Source organism: Pseudomonas frederiksbergensis, assembly GCF_003732275.1.
Lineage (GTDB): Bacteria > Pseudomonadota > Gammaproteobacteria > Pseudomonadales > Pseudomonadaceae > Aquipseudomonas > Aquipseudomonas frederiksbergensis_H.
In genome coordinates this window covers 191,451-208,970 of the sequence record NZ_MOBM01000006.1, presented here as the reverse complement: position 1 = coordinate 208,970, position 17,520 = coordinate 191,451, and the positions used below count along the sequence as shown (strand labels likewise).

General features: G+C 55.3%; 11 protein-coding genes and 1 pseudogene. 7 read left to right on the top strand and 5 right to left on the bottom strand.

All coding sequences use genetic code 11. The features are described from left to right. Positions 1-36 precede the first annotated feature (36 nt). From BK662_RS04825 to BK662_RS04815, 3 genes and pseudogenes are all read left to right on the top strand, one after another. Positions 37-858 carry an ABC transporter substrate-binding protein gene (locus BK662_RS04825; RefSeq protein WP_123357131.1) on the top strand — a complete coding sequence of 274 codons (822 nt, stop codon included), beginning with the start codon at positions 37-39 and terminating at the stop codon, positions 856-858. Continuing rightward, positions 855-1,691, top strand: coding sequence for an amino acid ABC transporter permease (locus BK662_RS04820; protein WP_052966075.1), 837 nt, complete (start codon positions 855-857; stop codon positions 1,689-1,691). Before BK662_RS04825 ends, BK662_RS04820 begins: the two co-directional genes overlap by 4 nt. 595 nt (positions 1,692-2,286) lie before the next feature. Then, positions 2,287-3,384, top strand: a pseudogene (locus BK662_RS04815) (autotransporter outer membrane beta-barrel domain-containing protein); the annotation flags it as partial. A 222-nt stretch (positions 3,385-3,606) separates the two neighbouring features. Here the strand turns inward: BK662_RS04815 and oadA are convergent. Together oadA and BK662_RS04805 are read right to left on the bottom strand one after the other, a co-directional pair. Continuing rightward, entirely contained in the window at positions 3,607-5,415 is a 1,809-nt protein-coding gene (oadA, locus tag BK662_RS04810) for a sodium-extruding oxaloacetate decarboxylase subunit alpha (protein ID WP_123357129.1), read from the bottom strand. 11 nt (positions 5,416-5,426) lie between these two features. Then, positions 5,427-6,842: an acetyl-CoA carboxylase biotin carboxylase subunit gene (locus BK662_RS04805; RefSeq protein WP_007896523.1), complete on the bottom strand. Its 1,416-nt coding sequence runs from the start codon at positions 6,840-6,842 to the stop codon at positions 5,427-5,429. A 190-nt stretch (positions 6,843-7,032) separates the two neighbouring features. Between BK662_RS04805 and BK662_RS04800 the strand changes: the two genes are divergently transcribed. Next, positions 7,033-7,995 carry a LysR family transcriptional regulator gene (locus tag BK662_RS04800; protein WP_123357128.1) on the top strand — a complete coding sequence of 321 codons (963 nt, stop codon included), beginning with the start codon at positions 7,033-7,035 and terminating at the stop codon, positions 7,993-7,995. Here BK662_RS04800 and BK662_RS04795 read toward each other — a convergent pair. Together BK662_RS04795 and hexR are read right to left on the bottom strand one after the other, a co-directional pair. Beyond that, complete coding sequence (locus tag BK662_RS04795) at positions 7,937-8,149, bottom strand: PA3496 family putative envelope integrity protein (RefSeq protein WP_123357127.1); 213 nt, start codon at positions 8,147-8,149, stop codon at positions 7,937-7,939. The two genes, BK662_RS04800 and BK662_RS04795, sit on opposite strands and share 59 nt — an antisense overlap. 226 nt (positions 8,150-8,375) lie before the next feature. Continuing rightward, complete coding sequence (gene hexR, locus BK662_RS04790) at positions 8,376-9,242, bottom strand: transcriptional regulator HexR (protein WP_007896526.1); 867 nt, start codon at positions 9,240-9,242, stop codon at positions 8,376-8,378. Between the two features lie 570 nt (positions 9,243-9,812). On the opposite strand from hexR, the gene BK662_RS04785 reads away from it, so the two are divergent. Genes BK662_RS04785 through BK662_RS34565 form a run of 3 tightly spaced genes read left to right on the top strand, consistent with a single transcriptional unit; the run spans position 9,813 to position 14,348 of the window. Beyond that, a complete protein-coding gene (locus BK662_RS04785) occupies positions 9,813-11,120 on the top strand; it encodes a DUF6531 domain-containing protein (protein ID WP_259695877.1) in 1,308 nt (435 codons plus the stop codon). Between the two features lie 17 nt (positions 11,121-11,137). Next, a complete protein-coding gene (locus BK662_RS04780) occupies positions 11,138-13,828 on the top strand; it encodes an RHS repeat-associated core domain-containing protein (protein ID WP_123357126.1) in 2,691 nt (896 codons plus the stop codon). Next, complete coding sequence (locus tag BK662_RS34565; RefSeq protein WP_148057911.1) at positions 13,812-14,348, top strand: hypothetical protein; 537 nt, start codon at positions 13,812-13,814, stop codon at positions 14,346-14,348. The genes BK662_RS04780 and BK662_RS34565 overlap by 17 nt, the downstream gene beginning before the upstream one ends. 53 nt (positions 14,349-14,401) lie before the next feature. Here the strand turns inward: BK662_RS34565 and BK662_RS04775 are convergent, their stop codons facing one another. Then, positions 14,402-17,272, bottom strand: a complete 2,871-nt coding sequence (locus tag BK662_RS04775; protein WP_123357125.1) for an EAL domain-containing protein — start codon at positions 17,270-17,272, stop codon at positions 14,402-14,404. Positions 17,273-17,520: the final 248 nt, after the last annotated feature.

The following is a 17,520-nucleotide window of genomic DNA, read 5'->3' as shown; positions in this document are numbered from 1 at the left end:
CGGTTAATAACAACCTCTTTTTTTCAGGGATCAACTGTGAAATTTCAACCACTGCTGGCCCTGGGCCTGACGATTTTGGCTGCCTCTACCCAAGCCTTTGCGGGCGCTACTCTGGATCGCATCGAGCAAAAGAAAGAACTGGTGGGTGTGTTGATGGAAAGCTATCCGCCCTTCTCGTTCCTCAACGATCAAAACCAGCTCGACGGTTTCGACGTCGACGTGGCCAAGGCCGTGGCGGACAAACTGGGCGTCAAGCTGCGCCTCGAAACGCCGTCCTGGGATGTGATCGCCGCCGGTCGCTGGAGCGGGCGTTACGACATCTGCATCTGCTCCATGACCCCGAGCAAAGCCCGCGCCGAAGTCTTCAACTTCCCGGTCGAGTACTACGCCTCCCCTGCCGTGATCGTGGTCAACGCCAAGAACGACAGCATTCACAGCGCCAAGGACCTGAGCGGTAAAAAAGTCGGCCTCACCAGCGCCTCTAGCTATGAAAGCTACCTGAACAAAAACCTGGTGATCGAAGGCGCCGAAGACACCCAATTGCAGTACCCGTTCGAGAATGTGCAGATCGCCCCATATGACACCGACAACGTCGCGTTCCAGGATTTGGGCCTGGGTGCTGGCGTACGTCTGGACGCGATTCTCACCAACCTGGTGACCGCGCAACCACGCCTGAACGAAGACAAGCGCTTCAAGCTCGCTGGTGAGCCGCTGTACTCGGAGCCGAACTCGGTGGCCATCGAAAAAGGCGACGCCCAGTGGGACGCCAAAGTACGTGATGTGTTTGCCCAGCTGAAACAGGACGGCACCTTGAGCAAGCTGTCGCAAAAATGGATCGGCGCCGACATCAGCAAATGACTTCTTTCCCCAAACCACCTCAGCCGCCGCAACCAGTGGCTGAGTCATTACTGCAACGGGTCTTCGGCTTCCGTACTCGGCTGTACCTGACCTGGGCGGCGATGTTCGGCTTGTTCGCGAGTTTCTTCCTGAGCTTCGACCTGAAGTTCTCGATCATCCTCGACAAACTGCCGAACCTGATCGGCCTGCACCTGGCGCCCAACGGCTTTCTGCAAGGCGCAGCGCTGACGTTGTTCTTGTGCCTGTGCTCAATCGTGACGTCATCGCTGCTGGGCTTCATCACGGCTTTGGCGCGGCTGTCAAAAAGTGCGGTGGCGTTCGGTATCGCGAGCTTCTATGCCTCGTTCTTCCGCGGCACACCGCTGCTGATCCAGATACTGCTGATCTACCTCGGCCTGCCACAACTCGGCATCGTGCCCGGCGCCATCGCCGCGGGCATCATCGCGCTGTCGCTGAACTACGGCGCCTACCTGAGCGAAATCTTCCGCGCCGGCATCCTCGGTGTCCCCCATGGCCAACGCGAAGCGTCACTGGCCCTGGGCATGCGCGAAACCGTGATCTTCTGGCGCGTTACCCTGCCCCAGGCCATGCGCACCATCATCCCGCCCACCACCAACCAGTTCATCTCCATGCTCAAAGACTCGTCACTGATCTCGGTGATGGGGGTTTGGGAAGTGATGTTCCTGGCGCAATCGTATGGGCGCTCGAGCTATCGCTATATCGAGATGCTCACGACCGCTGCGATTATTTATTGGTTGATGTCGATTGGATTGGAGCTGATTCAAGCGCGGATGGAGCGGCATTATGGGAAGGCGTATTTGAGCCGTAGTTAGGTTAAAAGCCAAAAGATCGCAGCCTTCGGCAGCTCCTACAGGGTACGCGTCGGCCCAATGTAGGAGCTGCCCGAAGGCTGCGATCTTTTGATCTTTAACGTGCGGCAGATACGTTTTTGAAGATGCGATAGCCCCCGTATCTCGATTCGATGTAAGAAAAAGCATCAGCGCGAACAGATAAAATCAGCCGGTCTCAAGCGGCTGGCCATTTTCTACACAACCATCTGACACTCCCCGCAAGCCCGTCGGAAGCAGCTGACATCGGCACCTATAGCCTCCCTCTTAGAGTTTGGCCTCCATTCAAAAGAGGCTGTACTCGATGCCCGTTCAATACAAATTCCGACCACAACATTTGGCGCTAGCCATTGCGCTTGCAGTGGGTTGCATAGAAACCTCCATGGCGCAACAACCGGAGCCTCAAGTCATTTCCGATGCGCCGGCTACCAAGTCTCGTAAAAAAGCCCCCAAGCTAAATGAGCGCATCGTCGATCTTCCGGCGACAAAGGACGTCATCGAGCCACATAAAAACGCTGAGCGGCCCACAAATCGGTTGGGTGAAGGACAGGAAGCTCAGCCTGTAACAACTAAACCGCCTGCCCTTGAAGAGCCCGAAGCCAGTCCGATGGCGCAGACGCCATCCAGTCCCACAAATGCCGCCGTCACGCCTCTGCTCGCCTCCACCACCGAAACAGCCTCCCCGGCCATCGACCAACTGGACAGCAGCCAGAACGCCAATCTCGCCAAGGCAACTCTGAACAGTGACAGCCCAATCAGCGCGACCATGCTCTCAGCCATGCGCCAGCTGGATAGCGCCAGTGCCTACAGCAATTCCGGCAGGCGAAACAACGCACCACGCCTGGCCGCCGGCAGTGAAGACAATGGCAGAGTCTGGTTACAAGCCCTAGGTCACAACGGGAAACTGGATCGCGACGTTGATCCCCTGCAGCACACAACCGAGGGCCTGTTGCTGGGAGCGGATTGGAGAATCGATGAGGAATGGCGCTTGGGGCTGATGGGCGGCAAATCGCGGACTCGCCTGGAGAGCAGCGAACTCGACGGAGATCTCGACAGCTGGCACTTGGGTGTCTATGCGTTGCGTCAGAACGGTCCGATGTCACTGCGCCTTGGCGCGACTTACAGCAACCACAACGGCAACAACACACGCCGGATAGCCTTCGCTGGCTTCAGCGACCGCCCCAAGGGCAGCTACGACGCCAGCACCCAGCAAGCCTTCGTCGAGGCGGGTTACAACCTGGGCCGCACTAACGTCAGCATCGAACCGTTCGCCAGCCTCGGCTACCAACGCTATCAACGCGACAGCTATACCGAAAAAGGCGGTGCAGCGGCGCTGAAAGTCCATGAGCAAGCCCAAAGCAACATGAACAGCACCTTTGGTCTGCGTCTGGCGAAGGTCAACACGCTGGATAACGGCATGCAACTGACGCCGCGATTCAGTGCCGGCTGGAAACATACGTACGGGGAGGTCTACACCAAAACCCGTCAGCGGCTGGTCAATGGCGGCAACGACTACACCGTTTACGGTGCGGAGCTGGATCGCGACAGCCTGCTGCTCGATGCGGGACTGGATCTTGGGGTTTCGGCAAACCATACAGTGGGTGTTGGCCTTACCGGCGAGATCGGCAGTGACAGCCGCGGTCATGGCGTAATGGGGCAGTGGCGGATGGCATTCTGATGAACTCGCCTCGTCCTCACTGATTCAGCGCAATACCTTGTGGGAGCGGGCTTGCTCGCGAAGGGGCCATTACATTCAGCAAAGATGTTGGCTGACACATCGCTTTCGCGAGCAAGCCCGCTCCCACATTTGATCTGCGGAACCTTCGCCAAAGTGGCCGGGCAAAAAAAAGGGGGGCACATGCCCCCCCGAGGTTTAAAACGGTATATCGAGGCTGTTAACTCAGCCTTCGATCTCGATCAGTATTTCGCCCGGGTTCACCCGATCGCCCTTGGCCACGTGGATGGCGGTGACTTTGCCGGCGATGGCCGATTGGACTTCGGTTTCCATCTTCATCGCTTCGGTGATCAGCACGGCTTGGCCGGCTTTCACGGTGTCGCCTTCCTTGACCAGCACATCGACGATGTTGCCTGGCATGGTGGTGCTGACGTGGCCCGGTGCAGTGGCTTGCTTGCGCTTGCTGCTACCGCCGCTGACGAATTCGTTGAGTGGTTCGAACACCACTTCTTCCGGCATGCCGTCGATGGACAGATAGAAGTGGCGCTTGCCTTCCGACTTGACGCCGACACCGGTGATGTCGACGCGGTAGGTTTCGCCGTGAACGTCGATGACGAACTCGGTCGGCACGCCTTCACCGCCGGCCGACGCCACGCCGCCCGCTTCCGGAATTGGCAACAGCACCTCTGGTGTGAGGGTGCCGGCGGCGCGTTCTTCGAGGAACTTGCGGCCGATGTCCGGGAACATGGCGTAGGTCAGCACGTCTTCTTCAGACTTGGCCACGGCGCCGATTTCGGCACGCAGCTTGGTCATTTCCGGCTTGAGCAGGTCAGCTGGACGGACGTCGATCACTTCTTCGCTGCCGATCGCCTGACGACGCAGTTTTTCGTTCACGGTGCCCGGCGCTTTGCCGTAGCCGCCTTGCAGGTAGAGCTTCACTTCGTTGGTGATGGTCTTGTAGCGCTCGCCGGCCAGCACGTTGAAGAACGCCTGGGTGCCGACGATTTGCGAGGTCGGGGTCACCAGCGGCGGGAAGCCGAGGTCTTCGCGAACGCGCGGGATCTCCGCCAGCACTTCGCTCATGCGGTTCAGGGCGCCCTGCTCTTTCAACTGGTTGGCCAGGTTGGAAATCATCCCGCCCGGTACCTGGTTGACTTGAACGCGGGTATCGACGGCGGTGAACTCGCTTTCGAACTGGTGGTACTTCTTGCGCACGGCGTAGAAGTACAAGCCGATTTCCTGCAACAGTTCCAGGTTCAGGCCGGTGTCATATTCGCTGCCTTTAAGGGCGGCGACCATTGATTCGGTGCCCGGATGGCTGGTACCGGAAGCGAAGCTGGAGATCGCGGTGTCAATATGATCGGCACCGTTTTCGATGGCCTTGAGTTGGCACATGGTGGCCATGCCAGCGGTGTCGTGCGAGTGAATGAACACGGGCAGCGATTGCTCGGATTTCAATGCCTTGACCAGTTCGCCAGTGGCGTACGGGGTCAACAGGCCGGCCATGTCTTTGATCGCCACGGAATCACATCCCATGGCTTCCATTTGTTTGGCTTGCGCCACAAATGCGTCAATGGTGTGCACTGGACTGGTGGTGTAAGCGATAGTGCCTTGAGCGTGTTTGCCGGCGGCTTTCACGGCTTCGATGGCCACGCGCAGGTTACGCACGTCGTTCATCGCGTCGAAGATGCGGAACACGTCTATGCCGTTGACTGCAGCCTTGGCAACGAAGGCTTTGACCACGTCGTCGCTGTAGTGGCGGTAGCCCAGCAGGTTCTGGCCACGCAGGAGCATTTGCAGACGCGTGTTAGGCAAGGCCGCACGCAGTTGGCGCAGACGCTCCCACGGGTCTTCTTTCAGGAAGCGTACGCAGGCGTCGAAGGTCGCGCCGCCCCAGACTTCCAGCGACCAGTAGCCGACTTTGTCGAGCTTGTCGCAAATCGGCAGCATGTCTTCGGTGCGCATGCGGGTGGCGAGCAGCGATTGGTGGGCGTCGCGCAGGATCGTGTCAGTTACATGGATCTTCTTGGACATTGTCATATTCCTCACAGGCCTGCGTGGGCGGCGATGGCGGCGGCGATGGCCAGGGCCAGCTCTTCGGGTTTGCGCTTGATCGAGTAGTTGGTCAGTTCAGGGTGGCTTTCAACGAAGCTGGTATTGAACTGGCCGCTACGGAATTCCGGGTTACGCAGGATTTCCTGGTAGTACGCGGCGGTGGTCTTGACCCCTTGCAGACGCATGTCGTCAAGGGCACGCAAGCCACGGTCCATCGCCTCTTCCCAGGTCAGCGCCCAGACCACCAGTTTCAGGCACATCGAGTCGTAGAACGGCGGAATGGTGTAACCGGTGTAGATCGCTGTGTCGGTGCGCACCCCAGGACCGCCGGGCGCGTAGTAACGGGTGATCTTGCCGAAGCTCGGCAGGAAGTTGTTTTTCGGGTCTTCGGCGTTGATCCGGAACTGCAGCGCGAAACCGCGGTGCTGGATGTCTTCCTGTTTCACCGAAAGCGGCAGGCCGGACGCGATGCGAATCTGCTCGCGAACGATATCGATGCCGGTAATTTCTTCGGTGATGGTGTGTTCCACCTGCACCCGGGTGTTCATCTCCATGAAGTACACCTCGCCCTCGGCGAGCAGGAACTCCACGGTGCCGGCGTTCTCGTAACCCACAGCCTTCGCCGCACGCACCGACAGGTCGCCGATGTAGGCGCGCTGTTCCGGGGTCAGTTGCGGGCTCGGAGCGATCTCGATCAGTTTCTGGTTACGGCGCTGGATCGAGCAGTCACGCTCGAACAGGTGCACCACATTGCCGAAACTGTCGCCAAGGATCTGTGCTTCGATGTGTTTCGGATTGACGATGCATTTTTCCAGGAACACTTCCGCCGAACCGAAAGCCTTGGTGGCTTCGGAAATGACCCGTGGAAAGGCTTGTTCGAGTTCTTCGCGACTGTTGCAACGACGAATACCGCGGCCGCCGCCACCGGACGTGGCCTTGAGCATCACCGGGTAACCGATGCGATCGCCTTCGGTCAGGGCTTCTTCGATGCCCGACACGTTGCCTTCGGTGCCCGGGGTGACCGGTACGCCAGCCTTGATCATGCTGCGGCGCGCTTCGGTCTTGTCGCCCATACGGCGAATCACTTCAGCCGATGGACCAATGAATTTGATACCGCGTTCGGCGCAAATGTCTGCCAGCTCGGCATTTTCCGAAAGGAAGCCGTAGCCGGGGTGCAATGCATCGCAACCGGTTTCCACCGCCAGGTTCACCAGCTTGCGCGGGTTCAGATAGCCGGCCAGTGGTTCAGCGCCGATGCTATGGGCCTCGTCCGCACGCTTCACATGCAAGGCATGGCGGTCGGCGTCGGAATAGATCGCGACCGAGCGAATGCCCATTTCGGCGCAGGCACGCACGATTCGTACGGCAATCTCACCACGGTTGGCGATCAGGATCTTTTTTATCACTTGGAGGTTCCCTTGAGCCGGTGGTACCCACGACCTGTCAAACCAGGTCGACGCGTGACCAAATGTTTCAATTCAGTCGCAGCTCCACACTAGCCTTCGCAAGGGATTAACAAAAATGAATAATAATTGGGTTACACATAAGCAAAGACTTATAGTTGAGGCATCAGCCTCCGCTCAGGGTCTCTAGAAAATGCGTAAGTCATTGATGCGTATGACATTGCGTCAATTGCAGATCTTCAATGAGGTGTGCGACTTAAGGTCCTACAGCCGCGCTGCCGACGAAATGTCTCTCACACAACCTGCCGTGAGCCTACAGATTCGTCAACTCGAAGAGCTGATCGGCCAACCGTTATTCGATTATGTCGGCAAAAAACTCTACATGACCGAGGCGGCCGAAGCCCTGCAGCGCGCCAGCCGGGACATTTTCGGGCGCCTGGAAAACCTCGATATGCAGCTGTCGGACATGCAAGGCTCATTGCAGGGCCAGCTGAAACTGGCGGTGGAATCCAGCGCCAAGTATTTCGTACCGCACTTGTTTGCCGCCTTCAAACGCCAGCATCCCGAAGTGAACCTGCACCTGACGGTAGTCAACCGAGGCCAGGTCATCCGGCGCCTGTCGGATAACCGTGATGACTTGGTGATCATGTCGATGGTCCCACAAGACATGGGGCTGGAATTCCTGCCGTTCCTCAACAATCCGATCGTCGCTGTAGCACCGCCGGATCATCCGCTGTGCCATATGGGACCGTTGCGCTTGCAGGATCTGGAACCCTACACGCTGCTATTGCGCGAACCCGGTTCCGGTACGCGATTGGCGTGCGACGAGTATTTCAAAGAGAAGCGCGTGCATTTCACCCAGACCCAAGAGGTCGCCTCAGCCGAAGCTCAGCGTGAATGCGTATTGGCGGGTCTGGGCCTGGCGCTGTTGACGCGCCACGCCCTGAACCTTGAGTTGGCAACCGGCGCCCTGATTGAGCTGCCGGTCGAAGAGCTGCCGCTGTTCCGTAGCTGGTGCCTGGTGCAGGCCAAGGCCAAACGGCTGTCGCCAGTGGCCCACGCATTCCTTGCGTTTATCCGCAGCGAACGGGCGCAGATCAGCGCGTTGGTTGAGCGTTTCGACGGGAAGCTACCGGTGCTGCCTGCCAATAGTTGAGTTCGAGGTCTTCAGGAAAATCGCCAATTTCGGCCAGTAGCTGGCGGCGTTCGCAGCGATCTTCGATGGCGCGGCGAAATTCCATGCGGCGCTGATCTTCTTGCTGACGACGGGTTTTGACGGCGCTGTTGCGTTCTTCGTAGGGCTGAGCCATTTCGAGTCTCCCAAGGCGAGTACGGGAGTTACAAGATAGGTGCGAGGGATGACGGTTTGGCGGCGGGAGGGTTACAGAGAGATGAAAATTGGCGTATTCGAGAACGCCATCGCGAGCAGGCTCGCTCCCACAGGTTCCATGGTGCATACACAATTTGTGCAACACCGATGATCAATGTGGGAGCGAGCCTGCTCGCGATTAAGGTCGGAACGACCTTACAGAAGAATCAATCGTCCAGCGCTTTCACCGATTTTGGCGACAGCCGCAAGCTGCGAAGGCTGCGTTTGACGCTCTTGAGGTGATTGACCAGGCTCGGACCGCGGGCCATGGCTACGCCCATCGCCAGCACATCGATCACCACCAGGTGCGCAATGCGCGACGTCAGCGGCGTATAGATTTCGGTGTCTTCGTGCACATCGATCGCCAGGTTGACAGTCGACAGCTCGGCCAACGGTGTCTGGCTCGGGCACAACGTGATCAACGAAGCGCCGCTTTCGCGCACCAGATTGGCAGTGATCAACAGGTCCTTGGATCGCCCCGACTGGGAAATGCAGATCGCCACGTCGCTCGGCTTCAGGGTGACCGCCGACATCGCCTGCATATGCGGGTCGGAATACGCCGCTGCAGTCAGCAGCAAACGGAAGAACTTGTGCTGGGCATCCGCCGCCACTGCGCCCGAGGCACCGAAGCCATAGAACTCGACGCGCTGGGCCTGAGACATCAGCGACACCGCCCTCTGCAACTCCACCGGATCGAGTTTCTCGCGAACCTCCATCAGCGTATGCAGGGTAGTGTCGAAGATTTTCAGGCTGTAATCGGCGACCGAATCGTCTTCATGGATCGCGAATTGCCCGAAACTCGCGCCAGCCGCCAGGCTTTGCGCCAGTTTCAGCTTCAAATCCTGAAACCCGGAGCAGCCAATGGCGCGGCAAAACCGCACGATGGTCGGCTCGCTGATGCCCACGCTGTGGGCCAGGTCGGCCATGGAACTGTGCATCACCGCCGCAGGGTCAAGCAGCACGTGGTCGGCGACCTTGAGCTCCGACTTGCGTAACAGGTGACGTGACTGGGCGATGTGTTGCAGCAGATTCAAAGGGCTGGACTCTTTGTTATTGGCAGGTGCCGGGGATGTAGCACGCTTGTAGTTATACTACATGAATCGGCTTTTTGCCTGCTCAAAACGTAACCGGATGGCATTAATCTTCCTAATTTTGGCAGGAAATGCCCCATGTAGCGGAAAACATCCGCGCGGCGTCATCCTTGCTGAGGGCAGCGAAAATCCTACCCTGACGCTCCCGCGGCTTTAGAAGAAATATAGATAAATCAACATTAACAATTTTTGACACATAATTTATCTGGTGTTGCGTCTACATAAAGCGCAAATGACCCCGCCCACAATTATTTGCATTTTATTTCCATAGTCTACGGATGAGTAATTTGCTGATATAAAACAAGAACACCCGTTAAAGAATATCTGACCACGGAAGGTCTATATGAAAATCAGAAAGAAATGCACACCAATCTTATTGTGCGCCCTCTTAACAACTCAAAATTCGTTAGGAGAAGACTATTATTGGCAATTTCAGCTCGAATCGGGGATTCCTGAAAAATTTTCATCGCCAGAATCAGGTTGTCGATGGCTACACAAGGAAAGTGAAGACACATGGAACTACACCCCCCCATAGAAAGAGAGGATAAACTTGCTTGGGATTGTCACATGATATTTGGCGATGACCCGGTCGACGACTCCTATGGAGTTCTAGCTATAATGCTCTATGGAGAACATTGCACAAAAGGAAAGAAATTTAACAGCATTTCAGGTCAGTGTGAGTATCTAGAAGCTAGCTACGCCTGTCCATCGAGTATCGCTGGTAACCCTATCGATTTTTCGACAGGCTACAAGTTGCAGTCAGAAACAGATTACTCATTTTCATCTAACAAAAATCGCGAAAATGCTATCGAATTCACAAGATACTACAGAAGTGCTGATGGATTATGGGTTCATAATTACTCAGACAGGCTGAACATTGAAAACAATTCAGTCACAGTTATACACAGCAATGGAAACCAATACGTATTCAAAAAAATCGGGCATTTATACGTTGGCGAAGCAACTGAAGCAAGTACGCTCAATCAGCATGACAACCGCTGGATATACCAATCGACTAACGGCATGACGTTAGTATTCGATAATAGTGGAAAACTTGTAAGTACGCGAAGGCACAGTTTGTCCACGACTATCAGCTACTCGGGCACAGCCGCTACAGTAACCGATAGTTTCGGCAATTCACTTCAATTTACCGAAGACTCAAGAAAGCAACCCCTTAGTTTAAAGGTGGGACAGATCCAAATACGCTACCAATATAACAAATATAAACAGCTCATTTCGGTCATAAAAAACCACCCTGAGCTTCAGGAAACAAGACGATATTTTTATGAAGACCAACGAGACAGCAGGCTTTTAACAGCGATTGAAGATCAACGTGGAATTAAATATGCGGCATGGACTTACGACCAATACGGTCGGGCAATCTCCAGCGAACACGCGCTGGGTACTGAGAAAGTTACCGTCCAATATAATCCTGACGATTCAACCACTGTATCAAACGCCCTGGGAAAAAATACAACTTATAAATTTGGTTACTTTCAAGGTGCCAAACGCATAACCTCGATCATCGGAGAACCAACCGCTAACTGTCCACAAAGTAATTCGACATTTACCTACGACGAACGCGGACTTCTGACATCGCAAACTGACGGTAAGGGCATCACTACGCTATTCACCCATAACGACCGCGGCTTGGTCACTTCGCGCATCGACGCAAGTGGAACGCCTGAATCAAGGACTATTACCACGGAGTGGCACGCTACGCTGCCCCTTCCCTTGCGTATTCAACAACCAAACCGATCAATTCTATATACCTATGACGCTGAAGGACGAAAACTCAGCCAAACAATTGAAACGCATTGATTCAGAAGGATCTGAACATGAATACACTGTTATTAAGAGCAGGCCTTCTGGCGCTTGCAATCGGCGGCACTCTCATTACCGTCCCACTCTGGCAAGCCCCAGAGCGCGGAAGGTCATTCACTTACAATGCCACTGGCTTGCTCGAATCTTCGGATGGACCAAGAACCGATGTGAGCGATATCACCCGCTACGAATATGACTCAAATAGCAACCTGATGCGCGTTACTAACGCACTTGGGCATACCACTGAGATGTCAAACTACGATTACATAGGGAGTCCGCAGACAATAGTTGATCCCAATGGGGTCGTAACTTCACTGAGTTATATGCCTCAAGGATGGTTATCATCTGTCAGAGTAGGAAACAGCACAGCACAATTCGATTACAATGCTACCGGGGACATAACCAGACTGACCCAAGGCGATGGTAGCTGGCTTGCTTACACTTGGGACGACGCAAGACGATTAATCCGAATTACGAATAACCTAATGGAGCAAGCTGAATTTGAACTCGACCCAATGGGTAACCAAACAGTAGTACGCTTGAAGGACAATGCAGGAAAGCTAACGAAACAGCATCGATGGGTGTATGACGAACTGGGGCGGTTGCTTGATTCGATAGGCGCTAGTGGCCAAACGAATCATCTGCAATACGACCTTAATGACAATCCCATTACTACCGTCACCCCTCGCGATGCTAGCTATGGCAGCGCCTACGACCCGCTCAATCGTTTGATAAAGAGCACCGACCCATTAAACGGCACTTCTCAGTTTGAGTACGACGCTCAGGACAACCTCACCCACGTCCGCGACGCACGCGGGGTGAGCACCCATTATCACTTCGATGGCTTGGGTAACCTGACTCAGCTAGACAGTCCCGATAGCGGCACCAGCAAATGCAAATATGACGCAGCAGGCAACATCACAGAAAAAACGGATGCTCGAGGGGTCGTCACATCCTATGTATACGATGCTCTGAATCGATTGCTTAGTCGTCGCTATCCGGCGAACCCAAAGCTTGATGTTCGTTTCCACTACGACTCGATTACCAGCGGCAACAAAGGTATCGGCCGACTGACAGCAGTGGAAGACATAAATGGCGTCCTGAGTTACACCTACGACGCGCAAGGCAACCGCACAGCCCAACTGCATACACCGAGAACGAATGGAGCAACCCCGCTGGAAAAACTGGGTTTTGGATATGATGGAGCAAATCGACTCAGTCGGATCGACTACCCGACCGGGCTCAGCATTCACTACCTACGCAACTCCGGTGGGCAGGTCAGTCAAGTGGAAATCCAGCGTGGCGCAGATGAACCGACTACCTTCGTCCGCGACATTGCCTATCTACCTTTCGGTCCACTCAAAAGCCTGGCCTGGAACAATGGGACTACGCTTCAACGTACCTACGATCTGGACTATCGGCTAACGGCACAAACAGTCGCCGGCAGGAACAGCACTTATGCCTACGATGCCACCGGAAACATCACCAAATTACAAAGCAGTTCACTCGGTGATCTGAACTACAGCTATGACGCGCTCGATCGCCTGACAGAAGAAGAAAATGCCAAGCGACAGCAAACCTTTACTTATGACGCGGTGGGTAACCGCACTAACAAAACACTTATTCCTCAGGTCGAAGGCAAGGTGCAAGACAGTACAGTCACGACCTACCAGTATGGCGCCAGTAACAATCGATTGATCAAAATAGGCGACCAATTGGTGACCACCGATGCGGCCGGTAACCTGATCAAAGACCGCGCCAATCGCCAATTCTCATACGACGAGCAAAATCGCCTGAGCAGCGTGAAGATTGACGGGATGATCCGGGGTCAGTTTCGCTACAACGCTCTGGGTCAGCGCACCCAGAAAATCACTCCACAAGGCGTTACTACATTTCTCTACGGACCTGATGGTCAACTGTTGGGCGAAACGATGTTCAATAGCGAAGGCAAGAAGCTCACGAGCCAATACTATGTCTGGCTTGATGGTTTGCCGTTGGGCGGTGTGAGTATTAACTATGATACGGCAGGTGCACTGACTAATAGCACGCCGTTCTACATTCATAGCGACCATCTCAACACACCCCGCATCGTAACGAACGCCGATCAGGAAATTGTATGGGAATGGAAATCTGACACTTTTGGTTTGGAGAAAGCCAGTGGTTCTTTGACTCTAAATCTCCGTTTCCCCGGTCAGTACTACGATGCTGAAACTGGGTTGCACTACAATTACTTCAGAAATTATGACCCGGAAACAGGACGCTATTTGGAGAGCGACCCCATTGGGCTAAAGGGCGGAATGAATACATATGGGTATGTGAACGGCAATCCGTTGAAATACGTTGATCCATTTGGGTTGGAATCTGTGTTTGAATGGTCATCCAAAGCCGAGGACATAGCCGAAAAAAGCGGGCTATCAGGAAGACATAACGGACCTCGGGACGCTTTCAGACACTGTGTCGCATCGTGCATGATTGCATCATCAAACTGGGGGGAGTCAACAAGCAGATTTGCCGGGTGGGCACATGAAGTATCGAACTTTGGACAAAGCAAAGACGAGAGGGCCATGGACGACTGGAACAATCAAGTTGGATTATGTGCGGCCAAAGACAACAAAAGCCCTGATGACTGCCCAAAAACCTGCATGACTCTTCTTGAAAACAATGTTTTGATTAAGGAGGCAACTTCGAATGGCGCATATTATTAAATATAAAATTTCAACACTAAAGATCGCTTCACTTATCTTGCTACTGGCCTGCTCCTTCGCTTTCATAGCAACCAGATACTACTACCCGGCCAACCTTGATCAAATATGCGATAGTGACTCGCCATTACTGGTAAACAAAATTCACAGTTGCAGCCTCATTGAACAGGTAGTAAACAATCTTGAGCATGAAGGCTACACTCTCTTTACCTTAGAGAAATCCAATACAAGCCGAGGCCCATTTAAAGCAAGATTTGATTATAAAGTATTTGAAATAAACAACTATAAAATCGAAGGAGACCCTAATAGCGGAGTTGCTCAGTTTCGATTCATCAATGGTCGTTTGTCCTCAATAGCTTACACACCAAAAAATCCAGAATCCGTATTTAATCTATATCCTGAAAAGGAATCAAACGAGACAAGCGTCCGGCATTCGACCAACTACCAAGGACTGAAGTACATTTCATGGTCAAACAACCAACTTGAATCTTACATTACATGGTGGATCAGACGATTTGCTTAGCAGATCCTCCCCTACTGAGTCAGCACTCTGTCTGCTGACTCAGCAAAAGCATCTCATTTAGCATCTTGCTCTTTTAACAAGCCGCCTAAGCCATTTGCCTCGACGGGACGACTGATCAGGTAACCCTGCACCTCGTCGCAGCCTTCAGCCAGCAAAAACTCCAGCTGCTCCGGCCGCTCGACGCCTTCAGCCACCACCTTCAGCGACAACCCGTGCGCCATGGCAATGATCGCTCGGGTGATCGCCGCATCCTCACTGCTCTCCCCCAGACCACGGATAAACGCCTGATCGATCTTCACGTAATCCACCGGAATCCGTTTGAGATAGCTTAGGGACGAATAGCCAGTGCCGAAATCGTCGATGGCCAGCTTCACCCCCAGATCACGCAGTTGCTGGAAGGTCGCAATGATGTGCTCGACGCTGTCCAGCAACTGGCTTTCGGTGAGTTCCAGTTCCAGGTAATGCGGCGCCAGACCGGTTTCCTCCAGCACCTGGCGCACCAGGCTAACCAGTTTTCCCTGACGCAGTTGATGCACCGACAGGTTGACCGACACCCGAATCGGCTCCAGTCCCTGACGCTGCCACTCACAAGCTTGCCAACAGGCCTGGCGCAAAACGAACTCGCCGATAGCGCCGATCAGCCCGGTTTCCTCGGCCAGACCGATGAAATCCCCCGGCGGTACCTGGCCCAGGGTCGGGTGATTCCAGCGAACCAACGCCTCGGCGGCATTCAGCCGGCCGGTGGCGAGGCAAAGTTTCGGTTGATAAAACACTTTCAGCTGCTTTTCTTCGATGGCTTTGCGCAACTGGTTCTCGAGCTGCAAACGCTCGAGCGTGCTGGCTTGCAGGCTGTCTGTATAGAACTGGAAGTTGTTGCCGCCCAAGTGTTTGGCATGCTGCATGGCCATGTTCGACTGGCTGACCAGCGCGGAAATCTCCCGCGCGGTGTCCGGCAACAGGCTGATGCCCATGGACGCGCTCATCACCAATTCATGACCCTCGACGGTGATTGGCAGACGCAGCTTGGCCGACAACCGGGTCGCTACGCGCGCCAGACTCGACAGGTTGCCGTAGGCATCGAACAGCACCGCAAATTCATCGCCGGACAACCGGGCGATGGTGTCCGCTTCCGGCAGCGCATTGACCAGGCGGCGGGACATTTTCTGCAACAGCTGATCAGCGATTTCGTGACCGAGGCTATCGTTGAGCAGCTTGAAACGGTCCAGATTGATGTGCAGCAACGCCAGGCTGCGCCGACCGCCCTGACGCACCCGCCGATGAGCCTCGCGCAGCCGTTCGCGGAACAACGAACGATTGGCCAATCCTGTGAGTTCATCGTAATGGGTGAGGTAGCGCATGCGCTCTTCGGATTCACGTCGAGCGGACAGATCGGCGAAGAAGCCCACAATATGGCTCACATTTCCCCGCGCATCGCGCACGGCATTCAATTGCAGCCATTGCGGATACAACTCACCATTCTTGCGCGTTTCGACCAACTCGCCTTGCCAACTACCGTGCTGCTCCAGCGCCTGATGAATCGCGGTGTAATGCCGGCGGGCATCGCGACTGCAGGGCAAATCGACCACGTTGCGCCCGAGCATGTCGTCGATGTCGTAGCCGGTCACTCGGCTGAAGGCCTGATTGACGGCAATCAGCGCGTAATTCGGGTCGAAAATCACAATGCCTTCGCTGGCCGCCTCGAACACTGTCGCCGCCAGTTGGCGCTGTTCTTCCAGGCCCTTGCTGGCGCTGATATCGCGGCGGGTGCCGACCATGCGGATCACCCGGCCGTTCTCGGCGCGCTCCACCGCTCGACCACGGTCCTCGATCCAGACCCAATGGCCATCGCCATGCCTTACCCGATACTCGATCTGATAATCCTCACTGCGACCCTTCAAATGCTCGACCAGCGCCCGCTTCAGCGATGGCAAGTCGTCGGGGTGCAGTCTCGGCTTGAGGTGGCGGAGCATCGCCGTCACGAATTCCGGCTCCAGGCCAAACAGCTCCTGAAGCTGGGTGTGATGGACTTCGTCTGTCTGCAGGTTCCAGTCCCACAACCCGAGCTCGCTCGCCTTCAACGCCAGCGCCAGCCGCGCTTCGCTCTTGCTCAAGGCCTGGTTGGCGGCGTCCAGCTCCAGACTACGTTGGGCGACTCGATTTTCGAGATCGACCTGAGTTTCGCGCAATTCGTCTTCGGCGCGGCGGCGCTGGTCGATTTCCTTGCCCTGCTCGTGGTTGAGCTGATCGCTGCGACTTTGCGCCTGCTGCAAGTGCTCGATCAGTGCCTGATTTTGAAAGCGCCGCAGCAGCCCTTGGTTGATCAGCCGATTGACCTGCCAGGCGACCACGCTCAACGAACCCAGCAAAATCAGCCCAAACCAGCCCCAGCCCTGTTCCTGCTCATCCCCGCCCCAGAACAGATAGCCGATGGCCGGCAACAGACAGGGCAAGGTAAAGGATAGAAAAGCCGGCAGGCTGACGGCATAAGCAACGCTGGCCGAGAGTGCCGCGGCGCCGATCAGGCCGAACACCCAGGCTTGCTGCATGAAATTATCAGCGGGCACCAACGCGATGCCGGCACCGGCCAGGGTCAGGCCAGTCATGGCAGAGCCGAGCATGAACATGCGCCGCCAGACCGGATGCGCCTGACGATTGGGAATCGCCGAATCGAAGGCCGCGACCTGAATCACCCGCAACGCCACCAGCGACAATAACCAGATCAACCAGACACTGACCACGAAGTAACGCTGTGGGCTCCAGAGCAAGCCGGCGCACACCAGACCGTTGATCAGCATGAACAGCGTAGGCAACAGCGAGCCCTGATACAGCAGGCGCGTGCGTTCGACCGCCATTTCCATGGCGTACTGTTTGCGGATAACCCGGGGCTCCACAGAGGGGCCCGACAGGTCGGAGCTGAGGGTCATAGGCAATGTTCTTGTTCTTATAGTGAGCATGCGAGCCCGAATTATGGACGGAGCATACACAAGCAAATGCCCGGACCAAACAGCCCAAGGTCATAAAATAGACGAAAGTTTGAGCCGCCCACCTCGGTAAAAAAGCCGCCAGACGAGCTCCGCCATTGCTTGCAGCCGGTGACCGACCGGTCGTCATCGGTGCCTCTTTCATCGGCTAATGCAAAGCTCGGTTTGCCCGGTGTGACGGCGCACCCTAG